Source organism: Dyella sp. 01N36 (assembly GCF_056399745.1).
This window is the reverse complement of sequence record NZ_JBFTRY010000004.1, coordinates 1-21877: the sequence shown is the minus strand read 5'-3', so window position 1 is coordinate 21877 and position 21877 is coordinate 1. Positions and strand designations below refer to the sequence as shown.

General features: G+C 64.7%; 22 protein-coding genes. 5 read left to right on the top strand and 17 right to left on the bottom strand.

The features are described 5' to 3' along the window. Window positions 1-49: 49 nt before the first annotated feature. The 17 genes from AC1DMG_RS01855 to AC1DMG_RS01775 all read right to left on the bottom strand — a co-directional run bounded on the left by AC1DMG_RS01855 (window position 50) and on the right by AC1DMG_RS01775 (window position 17061). Complete coding sequence (locus tag AC1DMG_RS01855) at window positions 50-607, bottom strand: PilZ domain-containing protein (protein ID WP_477176988.1); 558 nt, start codon at window positions 605-607, stop codon at window positions 50-52. 78 nt (window positions 608-685) lie between these two features. Further along, a complete protein-coding gene (locus tag AC1DMG_RS01850) occupies window positions 686-985 on the bottom strand; it encodes a flagellar protein FliT (protein ID WP_477176987.1) in 300 nt (99 codons plus the stop codon). After that, window positions 982-1413, bottom strand: coding sequence for a flagellar export chaperone FliS (fliS, locus tag AC1DMG_RS01845; protein ID WP_441602985.1), 432 nt, complete (start codon window positions 1411-1413; stop codon window positions 982-984). The genes AC1DMG_RS01850 and fliS overlap by 4 nt, the downstream gene beginning before the upstream one ends. Before the next feature lie 16 nt (window positions 1414-1429). Further along, the gene (fliD, locus tag AC1DMG_RS01840) at window positions 1430-2914 is read right to left on the bottom strand and encodes a flagellar filament capping protein FliD (RefSeq protein ID WP_477176986.1); all 1485 of its coding nucleotides are present in this window, start codon (window positions 2912-2914) and stop codon (window positions 1430-1432) included. Window positions 2915-3109: 195 nt separating this feature from the next. Next, a complete protein-coding gene (locus tag AC1DMG_RS01835; RefSeq protein ID WP_441602987.1) occupies window positions 3110-4537 on the bottom strand; it encodes a flagellin N-terminal helical domain-containing protein in 1428 nt (475 codons plus the stop codon). A 257-nt stretch (window positions 4538-4794) separates the two neighbouring features. Continuing rightward, window positions 4795-6024, bottom strand: a complete 1230-nt coding sequence (gene flgL, locus AC1DMG_RS01830; protein WP_477180137.1) for a flagellar hook-associated protein FlgL — start codon at window positions 6022-6024, stop codon at window positions 4795-4797. 6 nt (window positions 6025-6030) lie between these two features. Continuing rightward, entirely contained in the window at window positions 6031-7905 is a 1875-nt protein-coding gene (flgK, locus tag AC1DMG_RS01825; RefSeq protein ID WP_477176984.1) for a flagellar hook-associated protein FlgK, read from the bottom strand. A gap of 17 nt (window positions 7906-7922) precedes the next feature. Continuing rightward, entirely contained in the window at window positions 7923-8909 is a 987-nt protein-coding gene (gene flgJ, locus AC1DMG_RS01820) for a flagellar assembly peptidoglycan hydrolase FlgJ (RefSeq protein ID WP_477176983.1), read from the bottom strand. Next, window positions 8909-10078 carry a flagellar basal body P-ring protein FlgI gene (locus AC1DMG_RS01815; protein WP_477176982.1) on the bottom strand — a complete coding sequence of 390 codons (1170 nt, stop codon included), beginning with the start codon at window positions 10076-10078 and terminating at the stop codon, window positions 8909-8911. The genes flgJ and AC1DMG_RS01815 overlap by 1 nt, the downstream gene beginning before the upstream one ends. Beyond that, a complete protein-coding gene (gene flgH / locus AC1DMG_RS01810) occupies window positions 10078-10761 on the bottom strand; it encodes a flagellar basal body L-ring protein FlgH (RefSeq protein WP_477176981.1) in 684 nt (227 codons plus the stop codon). The genes AC1DMG_RS01815 and flgH overlap by 1 nt, the downstream gene beginning before the upstream one ends. Window positions 10762-10769: 8 nt before the next feature. Continuing rightward, window positions 10770-11555 carry a flagellar basal-body rod protein FlgG gene (gene flgG, locus AC1DMG_RS01805; RefSeq protein ID WP_046973171.1) on the bottom strand — a complete coding sequence of 262 codons (786 nt, stop codon included), beginning with the start codon at window positions 11553-11555 and terminating at the stop codon, window positions 10770-10772. A gap of 23 nt (window positions 11556-11578) precedes the next feature. Further along, window positions 11579-12319, bottom strand: a complete 741-nt coding sequence (gene flgF / locus AC1DMG_RS01800) for a flagellar basal-body rod protein FlgF (protein WP_441602993.1) — start codon at window positions 12317-12319, stop codon at window positions 11579-11581. Window positions 12320-12325: 6 nt separating this feature from the next. Next, entirely contained in the window at window positions 12326-13543 is a 1218-nt protein-coding gene (gene flgE / locus AC1DMG_RS01795) for a flagellar hook protein FlgE (RefSeq protein ID WP_441602994.1), read from the bottom strand. Window positions 13544-13577: 34 nt separating this feature from the next. After that, window positions 13578-14282, bottom strand: coding sequence for a flagellar hook assembly protein FlgD (locus AC1DMG_RS01790; protein WP_477178551.1), 705 nt, complete (start codon window positions 14280-14282; stop codon window positions 13578-13580). Window positions 14283-14298: 16 nt separating this feature from the next. After that, window positions 14299-14727 (bottom strand): flagellar basal body rod protein FlgC, encoded by a 429-nt coding sequence (gene flgC / locus AC1DMG_RS01785; protein WP_477176979.1) that lies wholly within the window; start codon window positions 14725-14727, stop codon window positions 14299-14301. Further along, a complete protein-coding gene (gene flgB / locus AC1DMG_RS01780; RefSeq protein WP_441602997.1) occupies window positions 14727-15128 on the bottom strand; it encodes a flagellar basal body rod protein FlgB in 402 nt (133 codons plus the stop codon). Before flgB ends, flgC begins: the two co-directional genes overlap by 1 nt. 1003 nt (window positions 15129-16131) lie before the next feature. Beyond that, a complete protein-coding gene (locus AC1DMG_RS01775; RefSeq protein WP_477180136.1) occupies window positions 16132-17061 on the bottom strand; it encodes a chemotaxis protein in 930 nt (309 codons plus the stop codon). A gap of 160 nt (window positions 17062-17221) precedes the next feature. On the opposite strand from AC1DMG_RS01775, the gene AC1DMG_RS01770 reads away from it, so the two are divergent. The 5 genes from AC1DMG_RS01770 (at window position 17222) to AC1DMG_RS01750 (ending at window position 21417) form a co-directional block, all read left to right on the top strand. Beyond that, complete coding sequence (locus AC1DMG_RS01770) at window positions 17222-18529, top strand: methyl-accepting chemotaxis protein (RefSeq protein WP_477176977.1); 1308 nt, start codon at window positions 17222-17224, stop codon at window positions 18527-18529. Next, window positions 18526-19215 carry a flagellar basal body P-ring formation chaperone FlgA gene (gene flgA / locus AC1DMG_RS01765; RefSeq protein WP_477176976.1) on the top strand — a complete coding sequence of 230 codons (690 nt, stop codon included), beginning with the start codon at window positions 18526-18528 and terminating at the stop codon, window positions 19213-19215. The genes AC1DMG_RS01770 and flgA overlap by 4 nt, the downstream gene beginning before the upstream one ends. 83 nt (window positions 19216-19298) lie before the next feature. Then, entirely contained in the window at window positions 19299-19622 is a 324-nt protein-coding gene (gene flgM, locus AC1DMG_RS01760; RefSeq protein WP_441603001.1) for a flagellar biosynthesis anti-sigma factor FlgM, read from the top strand. Further along, entirely contained in the window at window positions 19619-20065 is a 447-nt protein-coding gene (locus AC1DMG_RS01755; RefSeq protein WP_477176975.1) for a flagella synthesis protein FlgN, read from the top strand. The genes flgM and AC1DMG_RS01755 overlap by 4 nt, the downstream gene beginning before the upstream one ends. A 95-nt stretch (window positions 20066-20160) precedes the next feature. Next, window positions 20161-21417 carry an EAL and HDOD domain-containing protein gene (locus AC1DMG_RS01750; RefSeq protein ID WP_441603003.1) on the top strand — a complete coding sequence of 419 codons (1257 nt, stop codon included), beginning with the start codon at window positions 20161-20163 and terminating at the stop codon, window positions 21415-21417. The last annotated feature ends 460 nt before the right edge of the window (window positions 21418-21877 follow it).

Here is a 21877-nt window from a genome sequence, read left to right as displayed (position 1 = left end):
TCCGTAGCGTGATAGCGATCACATTACGATTGTGAACCGGGTTCGCAGTCTACGTCGCGGTCGCTCGACGCTCTGCCACTTTACGTCGGTGATGGCGGAACACGAGTCGCTCAATCGCGTCACATGTCGCCTCATCCATCGATTCAAAGGCAACAAAAATGTGATCTGCATCACGCTCTTGCACGACTTGCGCGGCAAGTTCCAGCGGCAAGGCCAGGCATCCGTCGAAGTGCAGACGCACCAAAGCATGCTCTTGCGCAGCCGGCCACAAGGACTTGGGCAATAACGCGCCAATCGCGTTGAAGCTGACACGCACACGGGGCGGCAGCTGCGCGTCGCGCTGAAGCAACTGGTCCAGCATGGCCATCAGCACGTTGAGCTTGCTGTCCAGGCGCTGCATGTCCTGGCCAAGCTGGCTCTCTTCGTCCAGTGCCTCGCTGCGGCGCTCGTTGAACACGGCCAAGGTGCCAAGCACGCTGAGATTGCGATCGCGCATGGCCATGCGCTGCAGCTCGCCCAGTGGCTCGGTCAAGGCCGCACAGCTCACGTGCAGGCCGTCGTCATAGGCCACCCGCTCGGAAAACTGCTGCCAGGATGCGTCTTGCATGATTCCCTCGTTGCGCTGGGCCGGTGAACGTCGCGGCCGTGCCCGATTATGCGCGCTTGCTGCCGGGTGGCGCCGGGCTTATTCGACGCCGGCGCGCAGATAGGCGCTGAGCGCGCGATGGCGATGCTGATGCTGGCCCAGATCCTCGCCCAGGCGATCGCGCTGCTGTCGAGCCAATTCGCGCACTTCTTCGGTATGCGCCAGCAAGGTCTTGAGCACGGGCAGCGACTGGGCTTCGGTCATGGGCAAGCGGGCGATCTGCTCGCTGCGCTCGGTCTCCAGCGTCGCCACGGCGTTCCAGTCGCCTTCACGGGCGGCTGCCAGCATGCGTTCGCTGAGCTCAAGCGCCACCGCGCGCGTCGCGTTGTCCATGTTCATGCCGCCGCGCTGGGCTGGCTGCCCTGTTTTGCCAGGAAATCATGGCGGATCTGGCGCCAGGCATCGCGCACCGGGGTGAGCAGATCCACTACTTCGTCGATCGCACGCTCGTCGTTATTGAGCTGCGCGTGCAGCAGGCGACGACTCACGTAGTCGTAAAGCGCATCGAGCCGGCCCGCCAGCGCCCCGCCCTGCGCATGATCGAGGCTGCCACGCAGTTCGGTGACGATCGCGTGTGCGCGGCTGAAGTGCATGCCCTTAGCCGGCACGTCGCCGCGACGGATCGCGCCGCGCGCCTGGTTGATACGGTCGATCACGCCATCGAACAGCATATTGGTCAGCTGGTGACGGTCGGCACCTTCCACGCTGCCGCGCGCGCTGGTTTCCTGATAGAGCGCACTGGCGTTGCGCATGTAGCCGTAGGTCATGGTCGATCCCCGGAGGTCAGTTCTTGGAGCTGGAGTTGGTCAGCTGCGCAAGCGCCGTGGTGAGATACGTGCTGGTGTTGTTGAGCGAGGACATCAGCGTATCGAGCGCGGTGTACTGCTGCTGCAACTGCGTCTGGTACGTGGCCATGCGGTTGTCCAGCGAGGTCTGCTGCTGGCCCAGCTGCGTCAACGTATTGTTGAGGCTGTCCATCCGCGTGCCGATGATGCCGCCACTCTGCGTGTACGAATTGATCGCCGTGTTGAGCGTGGTGCCATAGCCGTTGGAACCGGTGAACAAGTCCTTCACTGCCGAGGGATTGCTCTGGAAGGCCGCGGCAAGCTTGTCTTTATCCAGGCTCATGGTGCCGTCGGCATTGCGCGTGATGCCGACATTGGCCAGCGTGCCGATGCCGTTGCCCTTGACCGAATTGCTCAACACGGAGGCGATCTGGCGCTGCACCGAGGTGAGCGTGTTGTCGCCCAGCAGCACGCCGGGAGGATTGGCGCCGGTGGTGTCGAAGCTCGACAGCGACGTTACGGTGGACGCATAGCTGTTGTACGCGTCCACCAAGCCCTGGATCGCGTTGGTGGCGGCGGTATTGTCCTGCGCCACGGTCAGCGTGTTGGTGCCGGTGCCGGTGAGGTTGAGCGTCACACCGTCCATCATGCCGCTGACGGAATTGGTGGGACTGGTGACGGCGATGCCGTCCAGCGTGAGCTTGGCGTCCTGCGCCTCGTTACCGCCCGGTGTGTTGAGCGTATTTGCGAGACTGGTGAGGCCGCTGCTGCTGGTGGCGTTGGCGCTGACGGTGAAGCCGTTGGCCACGCCCGTCTTGGTCGAGCTCAGCATCAGCTGCTGGCCATTCGTGCCGTTGACGATGGTGGCCGTCACACCCGGATTGGACGAGGAATTATTGATCGCCGTGGCGATGCTCGACAGCGAATCGGTGGCCGACACGGCCAGGTTCATGGTGGTCGAACCGACCGTGATGTTCAACGTGCCTGCGCCGACTGCCGTACCCGAAGTCACCGGGCTGCTGGCACGCTTCTGCGCCGTGGCCAGCTGGCTTACGGCGATGGTGTAGGTGCCCGGATGCGCGCTCGACATCGTCGTCGCGGTGCCGATGCTGCTACTGCTGCCCTGCGCGGTCAGCGTCGCGTTGTAGCTGCTGAACGTGCTGGCGGCGCTGAGCGTCGCCAGCGCGGTCTGGATGCCGCCCAGCGCCGAATTCAACGACGACAGGCCGCCCAGCAGGCTGTTCGTCTGGTTGGTGCGCGTGGTGATCTGCTGTTGCGATGCGGCCTTGCGTGCATTCACCAGCGCCGTGACGATCGAATCGACGTTCAGGCCCGAGCCGATGCCTGCGGCGCTGAGCGTGCCGCTGCCGGCGGACGATGAACCGCTCGACGAGGATGAACTGCCGGAGCCGCTGGTGGCCGACGTGAGCGAATTGAGCAACGCGCTGAGGCTGCTACCGCTGGTGCTGCTAGTCGTGGTCATCGCACTACCTTGTCCGTTTCCCGAAGTGATTCCGCCGTGGCGGAAGTTTTCGAGCCCCCGGCAAAATCTTCACGCATGAAGACTTTGCCGGAAGCTCCCGAAACACCGGGCGGGCTGCGAGGGGCAACCCGCCTGGTGGTAGATCCGGCCGCGGTGGATGCGACTCGGGAGGAGTCGCATCCGGGCCTGCGTCCGTTACTGCAACAGCTTGAGAACCTGCTGCGGGTTGGAGTTGGCCTGGGCCAGCACCGAGATACCCGCCTGCTGAAGCACCTGCGCCTTGCTGAGGTTGGCCGTCTCGGCCGCGAAATCCGCGTCCTGGATGGTCGACTGCGAAGCCTGCAGGTTGGTGGTCTGAGCGGCCACCGTGGAGATGGTCGACTGGAAGCGGTTCTGCACCGCACCCAGCTGGGCAGCGAAATCGCTGACCGTCTTCAGGGCGACGTCGACGCGGGAGATCAGGTCGTTGGCCGAATCCACCGTGCCCACGCTACCCGTGGCGAGCGAGCCACCGGTCGCGGCCGAGGTGCCCTGGGTGTAGGTCGCACCGGCGTTCACGTCCGTAGCGGACGCGCCGACGATCTGACCCTTGGTGTCGCCAACCGTCAGCGCACCGGCGGAGTAGAAGTTGATGCCGTTGCCGGCACCGTTCACTGCCGCGCTGACGCCCGTGATACCGGCGGCATTGATGGCGTCGGACACGTCCTGCAGGCTCTTGGCGCTGCTCAGGTCGATGGCCGTGCCATTGATGGTCAGGCCTTCCTTCGACAGATCGCCCGTGGCGGCCACGACGCCCGTGGAGGCACCGGTGCCGGCAGCGGCGGTCGAGGCCGGCAGGCCGAGCGTGGTGGCAGCTGCGCCGGTGAAGGTCAGGGCAGCGGCGCCGCCGTTGTTGATCTTCAGTTCGCCCGTCGTGCTGTCAACCGACGCCACCGAGCTGCCCGCAGCCGTGTTGATGGCGGCAGCCAGGTCACCGGCGCTGTGGTAGGTGCCAGCAGCAACGGCAACGTTGGTGGTGCCGCCGTCGACGGAGACGTTCAGCGCGCCAGCGGCGAGCGTATAGCCCTTGAACGCATTGCTGATGTCGCCCGAGGCCACTTCGGCAACCTGGCCCATGGCGCTCGACTTCACGCTGGTGCCCAGGCTCACCGAGATGGTCTGGCCGACGTCGGCGCCGATCTGGAAGCTCTTCGTCTTCATCGAGCCGTCCAGCACGTTCGAACCGTTGAACGTGGTCTGGTTGGCGATACGGGTGATTTCAGCCAGGCGCTGCTGCACTTCCTGGTCGATCGAGGCGCGGTCCGAATCGGTGTAGGTACCGTTGGCCGACTGCACCGCGAGGTCGCGGATCGCCTGCAGGTTGGCGGTGACCTGGTCCAGGGCGGAACCTGCGGTCTGCGCCAGGTTGATGGCGTCCGACGCGTTGGCGCTGGCCTGGCCGAGGCCGCCGATCTGCGTGGTGTAGCGCTGCGAGATGGCGAAGCCGGCGGCGTTGTCGGCGGCGCTGTTGATCTTCAGACCCGACGACAGACGCTGCGTGGCGGTGGACAGCGCGCTCTGCGACTTGGTCAGGTTGTTCTGCGCGTTCAGCGACGAGATATTGGTATTGATAACGAGAGACATGGATTTCTCCTACGTAACCGGTGACCGGTTGAATTGGCTGTATGCGTGCCGGCGATCAGGTTCCGCGTGGGATGCCATCCGCCTCAGTGAACTTTTCGGCCCGTCCTGCGATTACTTGAGCCGTGTTCGATGCCAATTCGTGATGGAGCGCACTGGATCGGGCCTTGCCCGCCTTTCTGCCGTCCCATCAACCATTCAACGTTGCGTAGCCCTCCTCTCGTTCTTGCGATGTTTGCCTTGCGCGCAGCTTGCTGCGATTACTTCAGATAGTTGAACAGGCTCATCGACTTCACCTGCGCAAACATCTGCTGCGATGCCTGCAACGCCGTCTGCTGCAGCGACAGATTGCTGATGGCGGTATACGCATCGGCGCCCTGCACATCCGACAGTGCGCTCTTGTAGGTGACGCTGAGATCCTGATAGGCGCCCTGCTGCTGTTGCAGCGTGTCCAGGCGTCCACCGATGGACACCTGCACCGAGCTGATCGCCGACTGCGTCTGGTCGATCGACTCGATCTGGCGACTCATCACATTGGTGAGCTGCGTATCGGTGGTGCTGCCGCTCTGCAGCGCATTGATCATGTTGGTGAGCGTGCTGAAGATGTCCTGCTGGCCACCGGATGTCACCGACACCGTGTCGCCAGCGGCAGGCGTGCCGCTCATCGCCATGGTCATGCCGTTGAAGCTGATCGAGCCGCCATCGGTATACGTGCCAGTGACCGGGTTGCCGCTGCTGTCGAGCACGGCGTTGCCGTTGGCATCGGTCGCCGACCACGTGCCGCCGGTGCCGAAGGTGATGGTGTAGCCGCCGCCGCTGCTGGACGTGGCGCTATTCCACGCATTGAGATCAGTAACGCTGTTGCTGCCCACCACCAGGGTGCCGGTGTTGGCGCTGCCTGCACTGGCTTCGAACGYGCCATTACCCATGGGAATAGTCATGAACAGGCCCGAGCCCGGATCGCTGCTGGCGACCTGCAGGCCTGCGCCCACTGCCGAGCGTTGCTGTGCATCGTTGCCGCCGTAAGTCACCACGCCATTGGCATCCGACTGGAACGGCGTCTTGGTGGTGCTGGTGCCGGCAAACAGCGCGTTGCCGTTGCTGTCGGTGGTGTTGGCCAGTTGAAGGAGCTGGTCGCGCATCTGGCTGAGCTGGCTGGCGATGCTGTTGCGGTCGCTCGCTGACAAGGTGCCGTTGACCGCCTGCAAGGCCAGCGTGCGTGCATTGTCGAGCACGCTGTTGACTGAGCTGAGCGTGCTCGCCTCGGTGTTCAGTCGGGTGTTCGCCGTATCGATGGAGTTCGAATACTGCTCGTTCGCCGCGATCACATGATTGAGGCTCACCACCTGACCGGCACCGGCCGGATCGTCGGAGGCCAGGTTGATGCGATTGCCGGTGCTGACTTCGTTCTGCGTCGCCGCCAGCGCGCTCTGCTGGCTGAGCATGGTGCTGAGCGACTGCTGATACATCCAGCTCGTTGAAAGGCGCATGGACGGTTATCCCTGGATCGCGGTGAGCAAGCTGCTGAAGATGGTTTGCGCGGTGGAAATCACCTGCGCGGAGGCCTGGTAGGCCTGCTGGTACTTGACCATGTTGGACGCCTCTTCATCGAGGTTCACGCCCGAGACGCTTTGCTGCGCGGACATGGCCTGGTTGAACAGGCTGGTCTGCGTGGTGAGGTTGCTTCCTGCCTGGCTGCCCACCGTGCCGATGTTGGTGGTCAGCGTGCCGTACGCATCGATCACCGACTGCGTGCCGCCGGCCAGCACACCCTTGTCCGCCAGGCCGGCCAGCGCAAGCGCATTGCTGGTGTCGTTGAGGCCGTTGGTGTTGGCGCCGATGCTGAAGCTGTCGCTGGCTGCCGGTGTGCCCGACGGCGTCACGCTCCAGCCGTTGGCGCTGATGGTCTGCCCCGGCGCATAGCTGCCGCTGGCAAGCACGTTGCCCGAGCCGTCGGTCACCTGATAGCTGCCGGACGTCGGAAAACTGACAGTGGCGCCGCTGAGCAGGGCAGCATTGGTGGGATCGGTCACCGTCACCGAGCCGATCGCGCCGTTGCCGGTATTGGCCTTGGCCGCCGTCGCATTCAACGCGGCTGCGGCAGCAATGCCGTTGGGATCAGTCATGGTGAGCGCGAGGCCGGTGGATGCCTGGCGCGTCGGCTGCAGCTGGAACGTGTCGCCCGCCTGCGCCGTACCGGACAGCGTCAGCGTCATGCCGTCGGCGGAATACGTGCCATCCGGGTTGGCCGTCATCGGCACGCTCTGGCCGGCGGTGGTCGCCATGCTCCAGTTGCTGCCGTCGTAGCTCAGCACATAGTCCGAACCGGTGAGCTGCGACACGTCGCTGATGCTCGCCGACACGCTGGCCGTGCCCTTGTTGAGATTGCTGGGCAGCACGGCCGGCGACGGTACGCTGAACATCGGCCCGCCCTGCTTGCCGTATTGATCCAGGCCCTTGGACTGCTGCGTGTTGACGCTGGTGGACAGCGCCACGGCCGCCTGGCCGAGCTGGTTCTGCACGCTGTCGAGCACGTTGCCGCGGTAATCGAGCAACGCACCCAGCGAGCCGCCGCTCAATTTGCTGCTGACCACGGTGCCGGTGTTGTCGAGCACTTCGGTGCGCGAGGCGTCGTACTGATTGTTGCCGGTCTTGAGCGCAAACGATTTGTCGCCGGTGACCAGCGCCGCGCCGCTCGAGGTATACACGCTGACCGTGCCGTCGCTCTGCGTATAGGCAGACACACCCAGATAACCCGACAGCGTCTGCACCAGGTTGTCGCGCTGGTCGAGCAGGTCGTTGGGAACATTGTTGCCCGCCGCATGGATCTGCGCGTTCACGCTGGCGATATTGGCCGAGACGTTGTTGATGCTGTCGACCGTGGTCGAAATCTGCGCATTCACCTGGCTCTGCTGCGCCGCGAGCTGCTGGCCCAGCGTATTGAACACCGTGACGGCCTGGCCGGCGCTGCCCAGCAGCGACTGACGGCTCGAGGCCACGCCTGGCGTATTGGCGACCGTGCTGAACGCGCCATAGAAGTTATCCAGCGCAGTCTGCAAGTTGCCGCTGGCCGAGAGCGAACTGTTGAGCGTGGTGGCCAGGCTGTTGTACGTGGTGGCGCGCTGCAGGCTGGAATTGGACGTCCACAACGCGGTGGTGAGGAAGTCGCTGTAAGCGCGCTGCACCGCCTGCACATTGACGCCGCTGCCGATGGTGTAGTTGCCGCCGGCCTGCGAGATGGCCTCGGTCTGCAGCACCGTCTGACGGCTATAGCCCGCCGTGTTGACGTTGCTGATGTTGTTGCCCACGGTGGTCAACGCCACCTGTGCGGCGTTCAGCCCTGAGGTACCAATGCTGAGAAGGTTAGACATATGTCATTCCGGGGCAATCACTGGGAGGGGTTCGGCGCGACGCCGACTTTCTTGAGGGCGGCTTGCCCGATGGCGTCGAGTGCGTCACGCATCTGGGGACTATTGGCGATGGCCACGATTTTTTGCGCATAGGACGGATCGGTCGCATAACCACCGCTGGCGAGTCCGCGGGCGAAGCCCACCACGTCTTCGCCATGGTTGAGCGCCTTGGCATAACGCGGGTTGTCGGCAATCAGTTGGGCGTAGTCGTCGAACGACTGGCCCGGGTTGTCGTAGGAGCGGAACTGCGCGCGGCGATGCACTGCCACGCCATCTTCGAATTCCAGCGTGGGCACGCTTACCTTTTCGCCGCCCCAGCTCTGCCCGGCCTTCATGCCGAACAGGTTGTTGCTGGTATTGCCGTTGGAATGCGCCGGCATGTGCTGGCCCCACTGCGTTTCCAGCGCGGCCTGCGCCAACACCGCGCGTACCGATACACCGAGTTTCTCCGCAGCCTTTTGCGCATAAGGCGCCAGCTGGCGCACGAAATCTTCCGCGTCGGCCGGCATCAGCTTGAGCACCTTCTCGCCGACCTGCCGCGCCGAACCTGCGATGTCGCTGAGGCGCTTCTGCCAGCTGTCGTCCAGGCCTGCCGCACCGGCCGTCTTGCTGCCACTGGCGTCGCCGGTCGCGCCATCCGACTTGCCGCCGAGTGCGCCGCCCAACTGGCGCACCAGCATCTGCGCGATGCCGATGCCATTGCCGCCCTGCGACAGCTGCACCGACAACTGCTGGTCGAACATGTCGCGCCACTGGTTGCCGGCATCGCTGTCGAACAAGCCGTCGCCGCTGCTCGCGTCGCGCATCGACTTGAGCATCATCTGGGTGAAGATCGACTCGAACTGCTTGGCCACCGCCGGCAGCGCCGCCTTGGCGTCGCTCTGCGCGCTCTGGCGCAACGCGGCGAACCCGGACAGATCGGTCCAGGTATTCAGACTGCTGGCAGCGTCGCCCGAGATCGCCATCAGATCACCACCAGCTCCGCATGCAGCGCACCCGCCTGCTTGAGCGCCTGCAGGATGGAGATCAGATCGCTGGGCGAGGCGCCCACCTGATTTACCGCACGCACGATGGTGTCGAGATTCGTACCCGGGCCGAACTTGAACATGTGGCCGCCGTCTTCGCTGACCTGCACGTCGCTTTGCGGCACCACCACCGTCTGCCCACCCTTGCTGAAGGGCGCCGGCTGCGATACCTGCGGATTCTCGGAAATCGTCACCTGGATCGAGCCGTGCGCCACGGCGGCAGGCGTCACGCGCACTTCCTGTCCGATCACCACGGTGCCGGTGCGCGAGTTGACCACCACGCGCGCGGGCGCATCGCCCGGCGTCACTTCGATGCCCTGGATCGCGCCCAGCCATGCCACGCGCTGGGCCGGATCGAGCGGACCACGCACGCTCACCGAGCCACCATCGAGCGCACTCGCGGTGCCGGCGCCGTAGGTGCGATTGACTGCTTCTGCCACGCGCGTCGCCGTGGTGAAGTCGGCCGTGTTGAGATTGAGCACGAGGTCGCCGCCGTTGGAAAACGCGGAAGCCACCGCACGCTCCACCGTCGCGCCATTGGGCACGCGACCGCTGGCGGAAATATTCACCTGCACGCTGGAGCCGCTCTTGCCCTGCGCGCTGATGCCACCCACCACCACACTGCCCTGCGCCATCGCATACACATTGCCGTCGGCACCGCGCAGCGGCGTCATCAACAATTCGCCGCCGCGAATGCTCTTGGCATTGCCGATCGACGCCACCGTGACATCGATCGCCTGCCCCGGCTTGGCGAACGGCGGCAGCTGTGCGGTGACCGTGACGGCTGCTGCGTTCTTCAGCTGCGGACGCACATTGGCCGGCACCGTGATGCCGAACTGCACCAGCATGTTTTCCAGACTCTGCGTGGTGAACGGCGCCTGCGTGGTCTGGTCGCCACTGCCATCCAGGCCTACCACCAGGCCATAACCGATCAACTGATTGCTGCGCACGCCGGCGACCTGGGTGAGGTCGCGGATCTTGTCCGCATGTAGCGGTTGGTTCACCGAGAGGCACGCGCACAGCACGATGGCCGTACTGCTTAGCGCCGATGCAACGCGTTCGCGGAGACGAACGAGCGAGACGCGCGGGAGCAAGCGACGGATGTTCATCAGTACGGCATCCATTTTGAGCTGAAGAAGCGCGACAACCAGCCCTGCGTATTCGCATCAGCCAGTGAACCCTTGCCGGTATAGGCAATCTGCGCTGCCGCCACGCGCGTCGACGGCACGCTGTTGTCCTGCAGGATGTCCTGCGGACGCACGATGCCGGAGATGCGGATCAGCTCCTGTCCCTGGTTGATGGTGAGCATCTTCTCGCCGCGCACCAGCAGGTTGCCGTTGGATAGGCGCTGCGCGACGGTCACCGTGATCGAGCCGGTCAGCTGGTTGCTCTGGCTGCTGTCGCCGCTGCCGTCGAAGCTGCGGTCGCCATTGGTGGTGGTATTGGCCACCTTGCCGCCGATGCTCAGGCCCTGACCGAGAATGGTCGGCGCATCGATGCTGGCGGTGTCCTTCTTGCTGGTGCTGGTGCTGGCCTTCTTCGACGCCTGCGTGCTCTCCACCAGCGAGATGGTAAGGATGTCGCCCACGCGATGCGCGCGCGCATCGTTGAACAACTCCATGCCTTGCTCGGCGTGGTAGATCGAGCCATCGGTCGGCGGCGCCGCGGTCTGTTCCGCCGGCATGGTGGCCGCCCACTGGTGATCGTCGCGCGGCTGCGGCATGACGCAGCCCACGAGGCCGACGATGGCCACCACGACACTGATCCGATTGAGGAAGCGCAAGGACAGCATGACGGTTCTCACATCTTGTCGGTCAGGTCTTGCAGCATCTGGTCGGTGCTGCTGATCGCCTTGGAATTCATTTCGTAGGTGCGCTGGGTTTCAATCATGTTGACCATCTCGGCCACCACGTTGACGTTGGACGATTCCAGCGAACCCTGCAGCAGCGAGCCCATGCCGTTGAGCGCAGGCTGGCCCGTCTGCGGCGCGCCGCTCGAGGCGGTCTCCACATAAAGGTTCTGGCCCAGCGGCTGCAGGCCGGCGGGATTGATGAAGTCGGCCAGTTGCAGCGTGCCCAGCGTCTGCGGCGTCGCGGACGACGTTGTAGTGGCCGAGACCGTGCCGTCCGTGCCGATGGTGATGTTCTGCACGCCCGGCGGCATGGTGATGGCCGGCTCGAGCGGATAGCCGTCCGCGGTCACCAGCTGGCCATTGGGATCGGTATGCAGCGCGCCGTCGCGCGTATACGCCACGCTGCCATCGGGCATGCTCACCTGCAGGAAGCCGCGACCCTGGATGGCCACATCCATCGAGCCGCCGGTCTGGGTCAGGTTGCCTTCGGTGAACAGCTTTTCGTTGCCCACCACTTTCACGCCGGTGCCCAGCATCAGGCCCGACGGGTTGAGCGTCTGCTCGGTGGTCTGCGATCCGGGTTGGCCCTTGTTCTGGTACATCAGGTCCTGGAACGCCGCACGCGAACTCTTGAACGCGGTGGTGTTGGCGTTGGCCAGGTTGTTGGAGATCACGTCCATGCGCGTCTGCTGCGCGTCCAGGCCGGTCTTGGCAATCCACAGGGAAGAAAACATCGGTTACTCCGTGTAAGTCAGGCTTAGTTGGACTGCAGCAGCTTGAGGCTGGAATCGGCGTTGTCCTCGGAGGTCTTGATGGACTTCACCTGCATGTCGTACTGGCGCGAAAGCGCGATCATCTTCACCAGCTCCGCCGATGCATTGACGTTGCTGCCTTCGAGCTCGCCCGAGGCGATGGTGATGTTTTCATCGGCGGCGGCCGTGCTGCCATCGCTCATATGCATCAGGCCGTCGCCAGCCTGCGTCATCTGCGCGACATCGGGATTGACCAGCTTGATGCGGTCGATCTGCGATACCGAGTTCGGGCCCTGCCCCTGCGGCACGGTTGAAATCGTGCCGTCGGAACCGACGCTGATATCCGTCGACGGCGGAATGGTGATGGGCCCGGAACTGCCCATCACCGGGTTGCCGCGCGAATCGGTCAGCCCACCATCGGCGGTGAGCTGAAGATCGCCCGCACGCGTATAGCCTTCCGAACCGTCCGGCGCCTGCACCGCAATGAAACCGGGACCGCGCACCGAAATATCCAGCGAACGCCCGGTGTTGACCGGCGAACCCTGCGCGCTGCTCTGGCCAATGCCATGGGTCACCGCATTGATACGCGCTGGCGTGCCATCGCCAAGCACCGGCACGCTCTGGAACGCGGACATCTGGCTCTTGAAGCCGACCGTGGACGCATTGGCCAGGTTGTGGCTCACCGCGTCCTGGGCGCGCATGATCTGCGTCGCCCCGGTCATCGCTACGTAGACGGAACGGTCCATGGCTTATCAGCGCGAGACGGCGTTGAACAGGGACGACGCCAGCGTGTTGTCGGTCGACAGCACCTGCGCATTGGCCTGGTAGTTGCGCTGGGCCTGGATCATGTCGACCAGCTGTGCGGTGGTATCGGCCGTGTTGGAGCTTTCCAGCTCGCCGGACTCGATGGTGCCGAACTCGCCCGAGTTCGCCGTACCCATCGTGGCCGGGCCCGAATCGGTGCTCGCCACCCAGGTGGTATTGCCCAGCTGGCGCAGGCCCTGCACGTTGGCGAAGTTGGCGATGGCCACCTGGCCGATCTGCGTGCTCTGGTTGTTCGAATAGGTCGCCGTGACCACACCCTTTTCGTCGATGTCCAGACCCGACAAGGTGCCTGCTTCGAAGCCGTTCTGGATGATCGGGGCGGCCGAGTAGTCCGTACCGAACTGAGTGATATTCGTCACGTTGAGCGACAGCGTCAGCGGCGAAGAACCGTTGCCGAGATTGACCGGGTTGAAGGCCAACGTGCCGGTGGTCGGCGTGGTGAGCTTGCCGGTGCTGTCGAACGTCATCGGCTGCGTGCCGGCGCTCTGGCCGTCCACATAAAGATTGGCGTTCCAGGTATTGGTGCCGGTCTTCACGTAGTAGATCGTGGCCTGGTGCGAGCCACCCTGCGAGTCGTACACGGTGACCGGCGCGGCGTTGTTGTAGCTGGTCGAATCGGTGGTGCTGAACGGATTGGTCGGCACGGTGGCGCTGGCCGGCAGGTTCGACGACAAGGTGATCGACGAGGTCGCCGTGGCGCTGCTCTGCGCGGTCTGCCAGCTGAAGTCGGACAGCGTGCTCATGTCGAAGCCGCCATTGCCGTTGGGCGGGTAGATCTGCAGGCGCGAACCATCCGGCGAGGTGATGAAGCCGTTGGAGTTCTTGATGAAATCGCCGGCGCGCGTGTACTGCACGCCGCTGCCGTTGTTCACCGCGAAAAAGCCGTTGCCATTGATGGCCAGGTCCAGGCTGTTGCCGGTGGTCTGCAGGTCGCCCTGATTGAACTGCTGCGCCACGTCCTGCAGCGTGACGCCGCTGCCCACCGCGGTGGAATTGAGGTTGAGGCCGGTCACCGCGAAGATGTCCGCGAACTCCGCACGCGAACCCTTGAAGCCGGTGGTGTTGGCGTTGGCGATGTTGTTGGCGATGACGTTGAGATCGGACTGGGCAGCGTTGATGCCGCTGAGCGCCGTGTTGAGTGCCATGTTCTATTCCTCGTGTGAGTGGACGCGTGTAGCGTCAGAGAATCTGTGCCACCTGGCTAAGCGGCACGCCGCCCACGCCCGATACCTGCAAGTACGTGCCCAGCGTGCTGCCGCCATAACCCACGCCCGTCACCGTGCCGGAGACATAGGTGTCCAACGAGGTGCTGGCGCTGCCCGAGCCACTGCTCGCCTGCAGCGTGTAAGTGCCCTTGGCCACCGTATTGCCGTTATCGTCCTTGCCGTCCCAGCTGAACTGCGCCAGGCCCGCGCTTTGTGCGCCGAGTGCAATCGTGCGCACCACGTTGCCGCTGCCATCGAGCACCTGCACCGTAGGGCTGCTCGCGGCGGTCACATTGATGGCGCCCTTTATCGCGTCAGTACCGTCAAACGTGGCCGAGCCGGCCGGCACCAGCACATCGCGATTCACCAGGTTCGCCGAACTCAGCACCTGCGAGGTCTGCATGTTCGACGTGACATTGCTGCTCATCGTCTGGAGGTCGGTATCGAGCTGCTGCGTGGCCGACAACTGGCTGAACTGCGCCATCTGCGAAACGAACTGCGAGTTGTCGACCGGGTTGGTCGGGTCCTGCGCCTGCAGCTGGGCCGTCATCAACTTGAGGAAATCAGCCTGCGTCATCGTGCTCGACAGCGCCGAATTCACGTTCGACGAGCTGCTCGAGCTGGAACTGCTCGAGTTGTTCGTATTGGTATTGCTGGTGCTGCTTGGAATCGTGGACATGGGGTTTCCTGCCGGCTTACTTGCCGAGGTCGAGTGTCTTGAGCATCAGCTGCTTGGTGGTATTCATCGCCTCGACGTTGTTCTGGTACGAGCGCGACGCCGTGATCATGTTCACCAGCTCATCGATGGGGTTGACGTTGCTGCCATAGACGTAACCCGTGTCATCTGCCATCGGATTGCCCGGCTCGTAACGCGCCTGCACGTCAGCCTGGCTTTCGGTCACGCCCTTCACCTGCACGCCCACCGAGCTGTCCGCATCGGCGCTCTTGGCCCCGCCCATCGCGCGCTGCACCGCCGAGAACAGCGGCTCCTTCGCGCGATACGCGCCTTCGGGCGTGCTCGACACGCTGTCGGCATTGGCAAGGTTGGACGCCACCGTGTTCAGCCGCAGCGACTGCGCCGCCATGCCCGAACCGGAGACATCAAAGATCTTGAACAAGGACATCAGCTCTGGCCTCCGGTGATGGCCGTGCGCAGCATGTGGATCTGCGCCGTGATAAAGGACAGGCTGGCCTGGTAGTGCACGCCGTTAGCGGCGAAATTCGCCTGCTCCACCTGCGTGTCCACCGTATTGCCGTCCATCGAGGGCTGCGTGGGCGTGCGATACGCAAGTTGTTGCGCCGACTGCGCCTGCGGATTGATCTGCCCCGGCTGGGTAATCGTCATGGCTAGCGTATTGCTGTTGCCACTCGCATTGGCCATGGCCTTCTTGAAGTCGACATCGCGCGCGAGGTATCCCGGCGTGTCCGCATTGGCCAGATTGCTCGCCAACACTTCACTGCGCCGCTGCCACGTATCAAGCGCCTGCGTGTGCAATCCGAACAGGTTGTCGTTGATCGAACTCATCACTCACTCCTGCGGCGGAGGCCGCGGGACGGTTTGAGCAATTTGCGTGCCACGGTTCACAACGCGGCTGGCAGGCCGCGCCGTTGCTGGGTTTACGCGGATTTTGCGCAAGGCCTTGGAGTGGGTTTTCGGGTGGGAGTCGGAATTTCGACGCGGGCGGTAGCGGCTTCCTGACGCATGGACTGAAGGAGTGTCCACGCCATGCTCTCAAGCGTCTCAACCCTCAGCCATCGCCACACCTGGCGCTTGCCTGTGGGAGCGCACCCTGTGCGCGACCGCCACGCTGGGTGTACCGCTGCGTAGGTTTGTCGCGCACAGGGTGCGCTCCCACAAATGGCAGACCGTCATCATTGGTCCGCCACCCACGAATCTGCGCACCCCTTGTAGGAACGCACCTTGTGCGCGACCGCAGAGTTGCGGCGTACCGCGCCGTGGGGCTGTCGCGCACAGGGTGCGCTCCCACAAGAGAAGCACACCGGGCAACGACTGGCCGTGCGCTCTTGATGCGGCTCTTGATGCGGCTCTTGACCCGGGGTCCCCGTATGACGCGGCGGGCGGGTGGAGGAAAGCCCGAAGGGTGGCCGCATGGATGCGGCCAGTTTTTCGACAGGACAGGGATGTCCTGTCGAAAAACCCCGCAACCCGCACGCGCACCTGGAGGGCCAAAGGCCCGGAAGGCGCGTCATCCGGGGGGCCCTTCTCTTTGGTTACTTTCTCTTGGGCAAGCAAGAGAAAGTAACTCGGCTGCCGGCAGGCAGACGAAACGCCCGCCGCGTAGGCGGCACGCTGGCGATAGGGCAACAACCGGAGACTTTCGCTACCGGATGACCAGCCATTCGGCTGTTGAAGAGCGCTTCCGGCCTACGCCGGGATGACGAGCAAAAGAAGACTGCAGCACCGCCACACGGTGAGGCTAGATTGGCCCCTCACCCCAACCCTCTCCCCGAAGGGGAGAGGGAGCAAGTCGCGACGATCACGGCCTCAGCAACATCGCCCCCAAAAATCAAAACCCTTCAAACCTCTCCGGCATCAACTCCAACACCGTCTGCGCCAACAAATCCGGCTGAAACTTCGCCACAAAGCGATCCGCATTCACCTCGCGCACCATCGCCTCATTGAATATCCCGCTGATCGAACTGTGCAACACCACCTTCAGCGACCGCAGCGACGCCGTTTCGCGAATCGCCCGCGTCAACGCGTAACCATCCATCCGCGGCATCTCGATATCCGACACCACCAGGGTCACGCTTTCCTCGCCCTGCGTTTCCGCCAGCGCCTCCAGCCGCTCCAGCGCCTCGCGGCCATCCTGGGCGACCACGCATTCCACGTCCATCTGGCGGAACAGGTTCACCAGCTGGTTGCGCGCCACCAGCGAATCGTCCACCACCATCACCCGCCGCGGCTGCAGATCATGTACGCGCGCGATGCGCTGCATCGGCGCGGACAATTCGGTGGTGTTGGCATTGAGCGTGGCCAGCACATGCTCCACGTCGACCACGGCGACCAAGGAGCCGTCCACGCGAGTCACGGCATTGACGCGACTGCCAAAGCCCAGCGCTGCCGACGGCGCAGCCAGCGATTCGCCATCGCAATGCACCAGCCGTTGCGGCTCGGCGACCAGGAAGCCCTGCACGCTGCGGCTGAACTCGGTGACCATCAGGTGTGACGAGCTCACGTCGCGCAAAGACGCGTAGCCCAGCGCCACCGCCAGATCGATGACGGGTATCGTCGTGCCGCGGTAGTCGCAACTGCCGGCAATCAGCGGATGCGCATCGGGCATGCGCTCCATCGGAGGACGGCGCATCACCTCCCTCACCTTGAATACATTGATGCCGAACAGCTGCTCATCGCCCATCCGGAACAACAGCATGGCCACGCGGTTGTGACCCGCCAGCCGGGTCTGCTGCTCCACCTTGTCCATCCACGCGCTCATGCGGATTCCTCGCCGCGGCCCAGCCGCTTTATCTCCCGCGTATCGGCCGCCAGCGCATCGGCTTGAGCAGCAACATCGCCATGGCACGTCGCTTGCTTCTCAAGTTCCGACGTTCGCCGCCGATGCCGGAGGCGACCCTAAAGGAAGGAAAGATCCACCCATGAGTCTGATCTGGAGCCAGCACCTCGCCGAACTTGCCCGCGCTGCCGCGGCGGGTGATCGCGCCCAGGTCGCACAGCTGACGGCCCGCCATCCGCGCGCAGCGCAGGCATTGGCGCCGCTGCTGGCGGCCGTTCTCACTGCCAGGCCGCCCGTGGCCGTGGCCATGCAGACGATGGAGCAGCTGGGCCTGGTGCTGGGTGCATCGCAGCAGCTGGCGCGCGAGCAGGCGTCCATGCACCAGTCGGCGCAGGAGAGCCGCGACGACGTCGGCCGTTTGACGGACGGCAGTGCCGGAATCTCGACATCCCTCCAACAGATTGGCACCGGCCTGGACTATGCACGCCAGACCGGCGAGACCAGCGAGCGCAGCGTGAGCGAGCTCGACGGCCAGCTGCGCCTGCTGCGCACGGCGCTGTCGGCCATGAACCGCAACCAGAGCAAGCTCGCCGAACAAGTGGCGCAGATCCGCAAGCTCACCAGTGTGGTGCAGGAAATCGCCCACCAAACCAACCTGGTGGCATTGAATGCCGCCATCGAAGCCGCCCGCGCTGGCGAAGCTGGTCGCGGCTTTGCCGTCGTGGCCGACGAAGTGAAACAGCTGGCCGAGAAAACCAGCCTGGCCACCAACGAGATCGAAACGGTCACCGGCTCCATCGGTGATTTCTCGCTGCAGCTGGATGGCGATGTGCAGCAAGGCCTGCAGCGCCTCGACCGCGCGCAGGGCGGCCTCAGCCAGACCGAAACCTCGCTGCGCGACAGCGGCGAAGCGCTGCGCCAGATCGGCGAGCGCATCGGCAGCATGCAGAAGAACCAGGATGTCCACCACGCCCGCGCCGTCGCGGCGCAAGCCGCGCTGGGCGCGTGGCATCGTCGTTCGGCGGAAGCCACCCGCCAGTCCGAAGCATTGAGCCGCGGCGCCCTGCTCGGCCATCGCCTCGCGCTGGACTGGCTGGAGAGCGAAAGTGGCGAAGATCCGGCCAGCCTCAGCCTCACCGTGCGCGAAGCCGCCCAAGGCCTGCGCCAGGCGATGGAGTTGGCGCTGCAGGAGCCGGCCGCGCTCGATCGCCGCTGGTTCGACACCCAGGCCCTCAGCCGCACGCTCGACCGCCTCACTGCAGGCCGCTCCAGCAACGCCGCCGCTGGCGCACTCTCGGCCGCTGGCGCGCGCATGCGCGAGCAAGGCAGCACGTTTGCCACCCTGCTATGCGATGGCCAGCTCGATCAGGCGGGCCAGCTGATGCGACAGCTCGAAGGCGAGCGCGAAACGCTGCTGACCCAACTGAACGCACTGCTCGCCGATCTATGAAGCATCCTCTGGCCGCCCTGCTGCTCGGCGCCTTCGTGCTGCCCGTCCATGCGACGGAGCCGGCACAGGCGGCGCGTACGGCGGCCGAGCAATGGCTGCGTGGCCAGTACGAGACGCCCGGCAGCCGCGTCGTGGCGCAAGCCGCTGAACTTGATACGCACGCGCTGCAGCTCGCGCCCTGCCCGGCCTCGCTGACGGCGGGCCTGCAGGCAGGCGCTCGTCTGATGCCACGCATGAACGTGCTGGTAAGGTGCCCGGGCCCGGATGGCTGGACTCTGCACGTGCCCGTGCAATTGCAGGTGTTTCGCCAGGTGCTGGTGCTGACTCATCCGCTGCAGCGCGGTGACGGCGTTCGCGCCGACGACGTGCGCGGCGAGGAGCGCGACATCACGCGCCTGGGCTACGGCTATGTCAACGACATGGCAGAGCTGCAGGGGCGTACGCTCTCGCGCGCCCTGGGCGCCGGCTCGGTGGTCACGCCGGCGGCACTGGGCGGGCGCAGCGCGGTGAAGGCGGGCGACCAGGTGCAACTGGTGTCCCGGCTGGATGGGATCGAAGTCCGCGCCAGCGGCGTCGCGCTGGGTGGCGGGGACAGCGGTTCGCGCCTGAAGGTGCGCAACGGCAGCTCCGGCAAGGTGATCGACGCCATGGTGACGGCCCCGGGGGAAGTCCTGGCGCTACCCTGAATGCAGTGCATGAGCCATTAAAGTTTGCGGCCCCCCGGCCGATCCTGTAAGCAACAGGGCCAGATATCCAAGAGAACGGACCCATGAATACCACGATCTCCAACAACGGCTTGCCCAAGCTTCCCCAGCCCGCCACAGGCCAGGCCAGCGGCTCCACGCAGGGCGCGACCAGCACCACGGCCAGCGAGGCCACCGGCAGCAGCACGGGCGCAAACGACCGCGTCCAGCTGACCGACTCCGCGCGTGCCTTGCAGGAAGCATCCCGCACGAACAGCGGTGCCACCATGGACACGAAGAAAGTCGAGCACATCCGCCAGCAGCTGGCGAGCGGCACCTACAAGGTCGATGCAGGCAAGATCGCCGATCGCATGATGTCCCTCGAAAACCAGCTCAACGGCAAGTCATGAGCCCGTCACTGCAAGCCGAACTGGACCATGCGCTGACCGCCGCGGTGGACGAGATGCGGCTGGCAGTGGGCCAATTGATGGATGCGCTCACCACCGAGCGCACCGCCCTGGAAACGGCCGACGTCGATGCGCTCAACCAGGCCGGCGCCAGCAAGCACGAACTGATGGTGCGACTGGAACAGCTCGACAGCGAACGCGTGCAGCTCAGCCAGGGCGCGCCGGAAGCCAGCCGCACGCTGGCTCCCCGCTGGCAAGAGATTCTGCAGTCGCTGCGTGCCTGCCAGCAGCTCAACCAGCGCAACGGTTATCTCGTCGGTCAGCGCCTGCAGCAAGTGCGCAAGGCGTTGGCCGTACTGACCGGCAACGAAGCCGAAGCGAGCGTGTACGGCCGCACCGGTGATCTGCGCACGAGCCTGCGCTCACAGTCGTTGGCCGAGGCTTAAGACGTTATGACGCGCGTCCAGCCTTCCAGCACGCGCGGTTGTTTGCAGGCGGCAGTTGCCGCTCCTCTCCACCATCGTCACCACATCGACTGATCATGAGCGAAGCTGCGGCCATCCCCTCCGCCTCGGACGCCTCCACCGCCAGCGAACAAGCGCTGCCGGTGATCCGTCTGCCCATGCTGGACAGCAAGCGCGAACTGTTCGCCTACGAGATCGTCTTCCAGGACGATGCCGAGGACGAAGCCACACTGATGCGTCGCGCGCTCGCCACCATCACCGATGGCGCGCTCGCGCGCCTGGTGCGCGGCAACCGCACGTTCCTCAGGCTCACGCACGAATTGCTGATGGAAGAAACCGACGTGCTGCAGCACCAGCCACGCTTCGGCGTGCTGCTGCAGCCCGAGGCCGCCGCCGATGCCGCCCTGGTGGAACGCCTGGCACGCATGGCGCAGCGCGGTTGCCCGCTGATGCTCGACGCCGGTGACACCACGCTGGAATTCAATCCCGCCGTGGAACCCCTGCTCAAGATCGTGCAGTTCGTGCGCCTGGACGCCAGCAAGCTCGACCCGGCCACGCTGCGCTCGCGCAGCGAATACCTGCATGCGCGCGGCACCCATGTCGTCGCCGGTCATGTCGACGATCACGACACCTATCACCGCTGCGAATCGCTGCCGTTGCAGGCGATCCAGGGCCAGTTCCTGCTCAAGCCCGAACCCGTCGCCGTGCCGGTGCTCTCCGCCAGCCGCCTGAGTCTGCTGCGCCTGATGAAGGCCTTGCAGGAAGGCAATCCGGGCCCGGTCGAACTAGGCCAGATCGTGCGCGACGACGCCATCCTCAGCTACAAGCTGCTGGGCTGCGTGAACTCCGCGTACTTCGCATTGCCGCGCCAGCTCAAATCCGTGCAGCAGGCTGCCATCTTCTTCGGCGCCGCGCGCTTGCGTAACTGGATCTACACGATGGCGCTGAGCGGCACCGGCGACCGCCCGCCGGAACTGCTGCGCGCCGCGCTCATCCGCGCCCACATGTGCGAAAAGCTCGCCCAGCACATGCCCGCCGAACAACGCGAAATGGCCTTCACCGCCGGCCTCTTCTCGCTGCTCGACGCGATGATGGAAGCCCCGATGGATTTCGTCCTGTGGCACCTGCCGCTCGCCCGCGAAATCAGCAGCGCACTGCTGGAAAACAAGGGACCGTTCGCGACGCTGCTCGATCAGATCCGCGCGTGGGAAGCAGGCAACCTTCGCGGTGGCGAAGTGCAGCCACAAGTCATTCGCCGCATGGCAGCGATCTATCTCGAAGCCACACAGTGGGCCGATCACGTTTACGCGTTCGCGGACCAGCGACCCAATTGAGCTTGCTGATCGTGGTTTTCTCGCTGCACCAAGGTTGACGCCCGCTCGTCTGTGGGAGCGCACCCTGTGCGCGACTGCCACGCATGGGTATACCGCTCCGTAGGCTTGTCGCGCACAGGGTGCGCTCCCACAAATAGCCTATCCGCAACCTTCAATTGCGCCCCACGGCGTAAGCGCCCTCTTGTAGGAGCGCACTTGTGCGCGACCGCAGCGCCGAGATGTACCGCTCCGTCGGCTGGTCGCGCACAAGTGCGCTCCTACAAAAAGATACCCGGCAAGACCGGGCGTTGTTTGGCTCTTAATCTGGCTCTTGGCTCTTGGCTCTTGGCTCTTGGCTCTTGGCTCTTGGCTCTTGGCTCTTGGCTCCCGGGGTCCCCGTATGACGCGGCGGGCGGGTGGAGGAAAGCCCGAAGGGTGGCCGCAKGGATGCGGCCAGTTTTTCGACAGGACAGGGATGTCC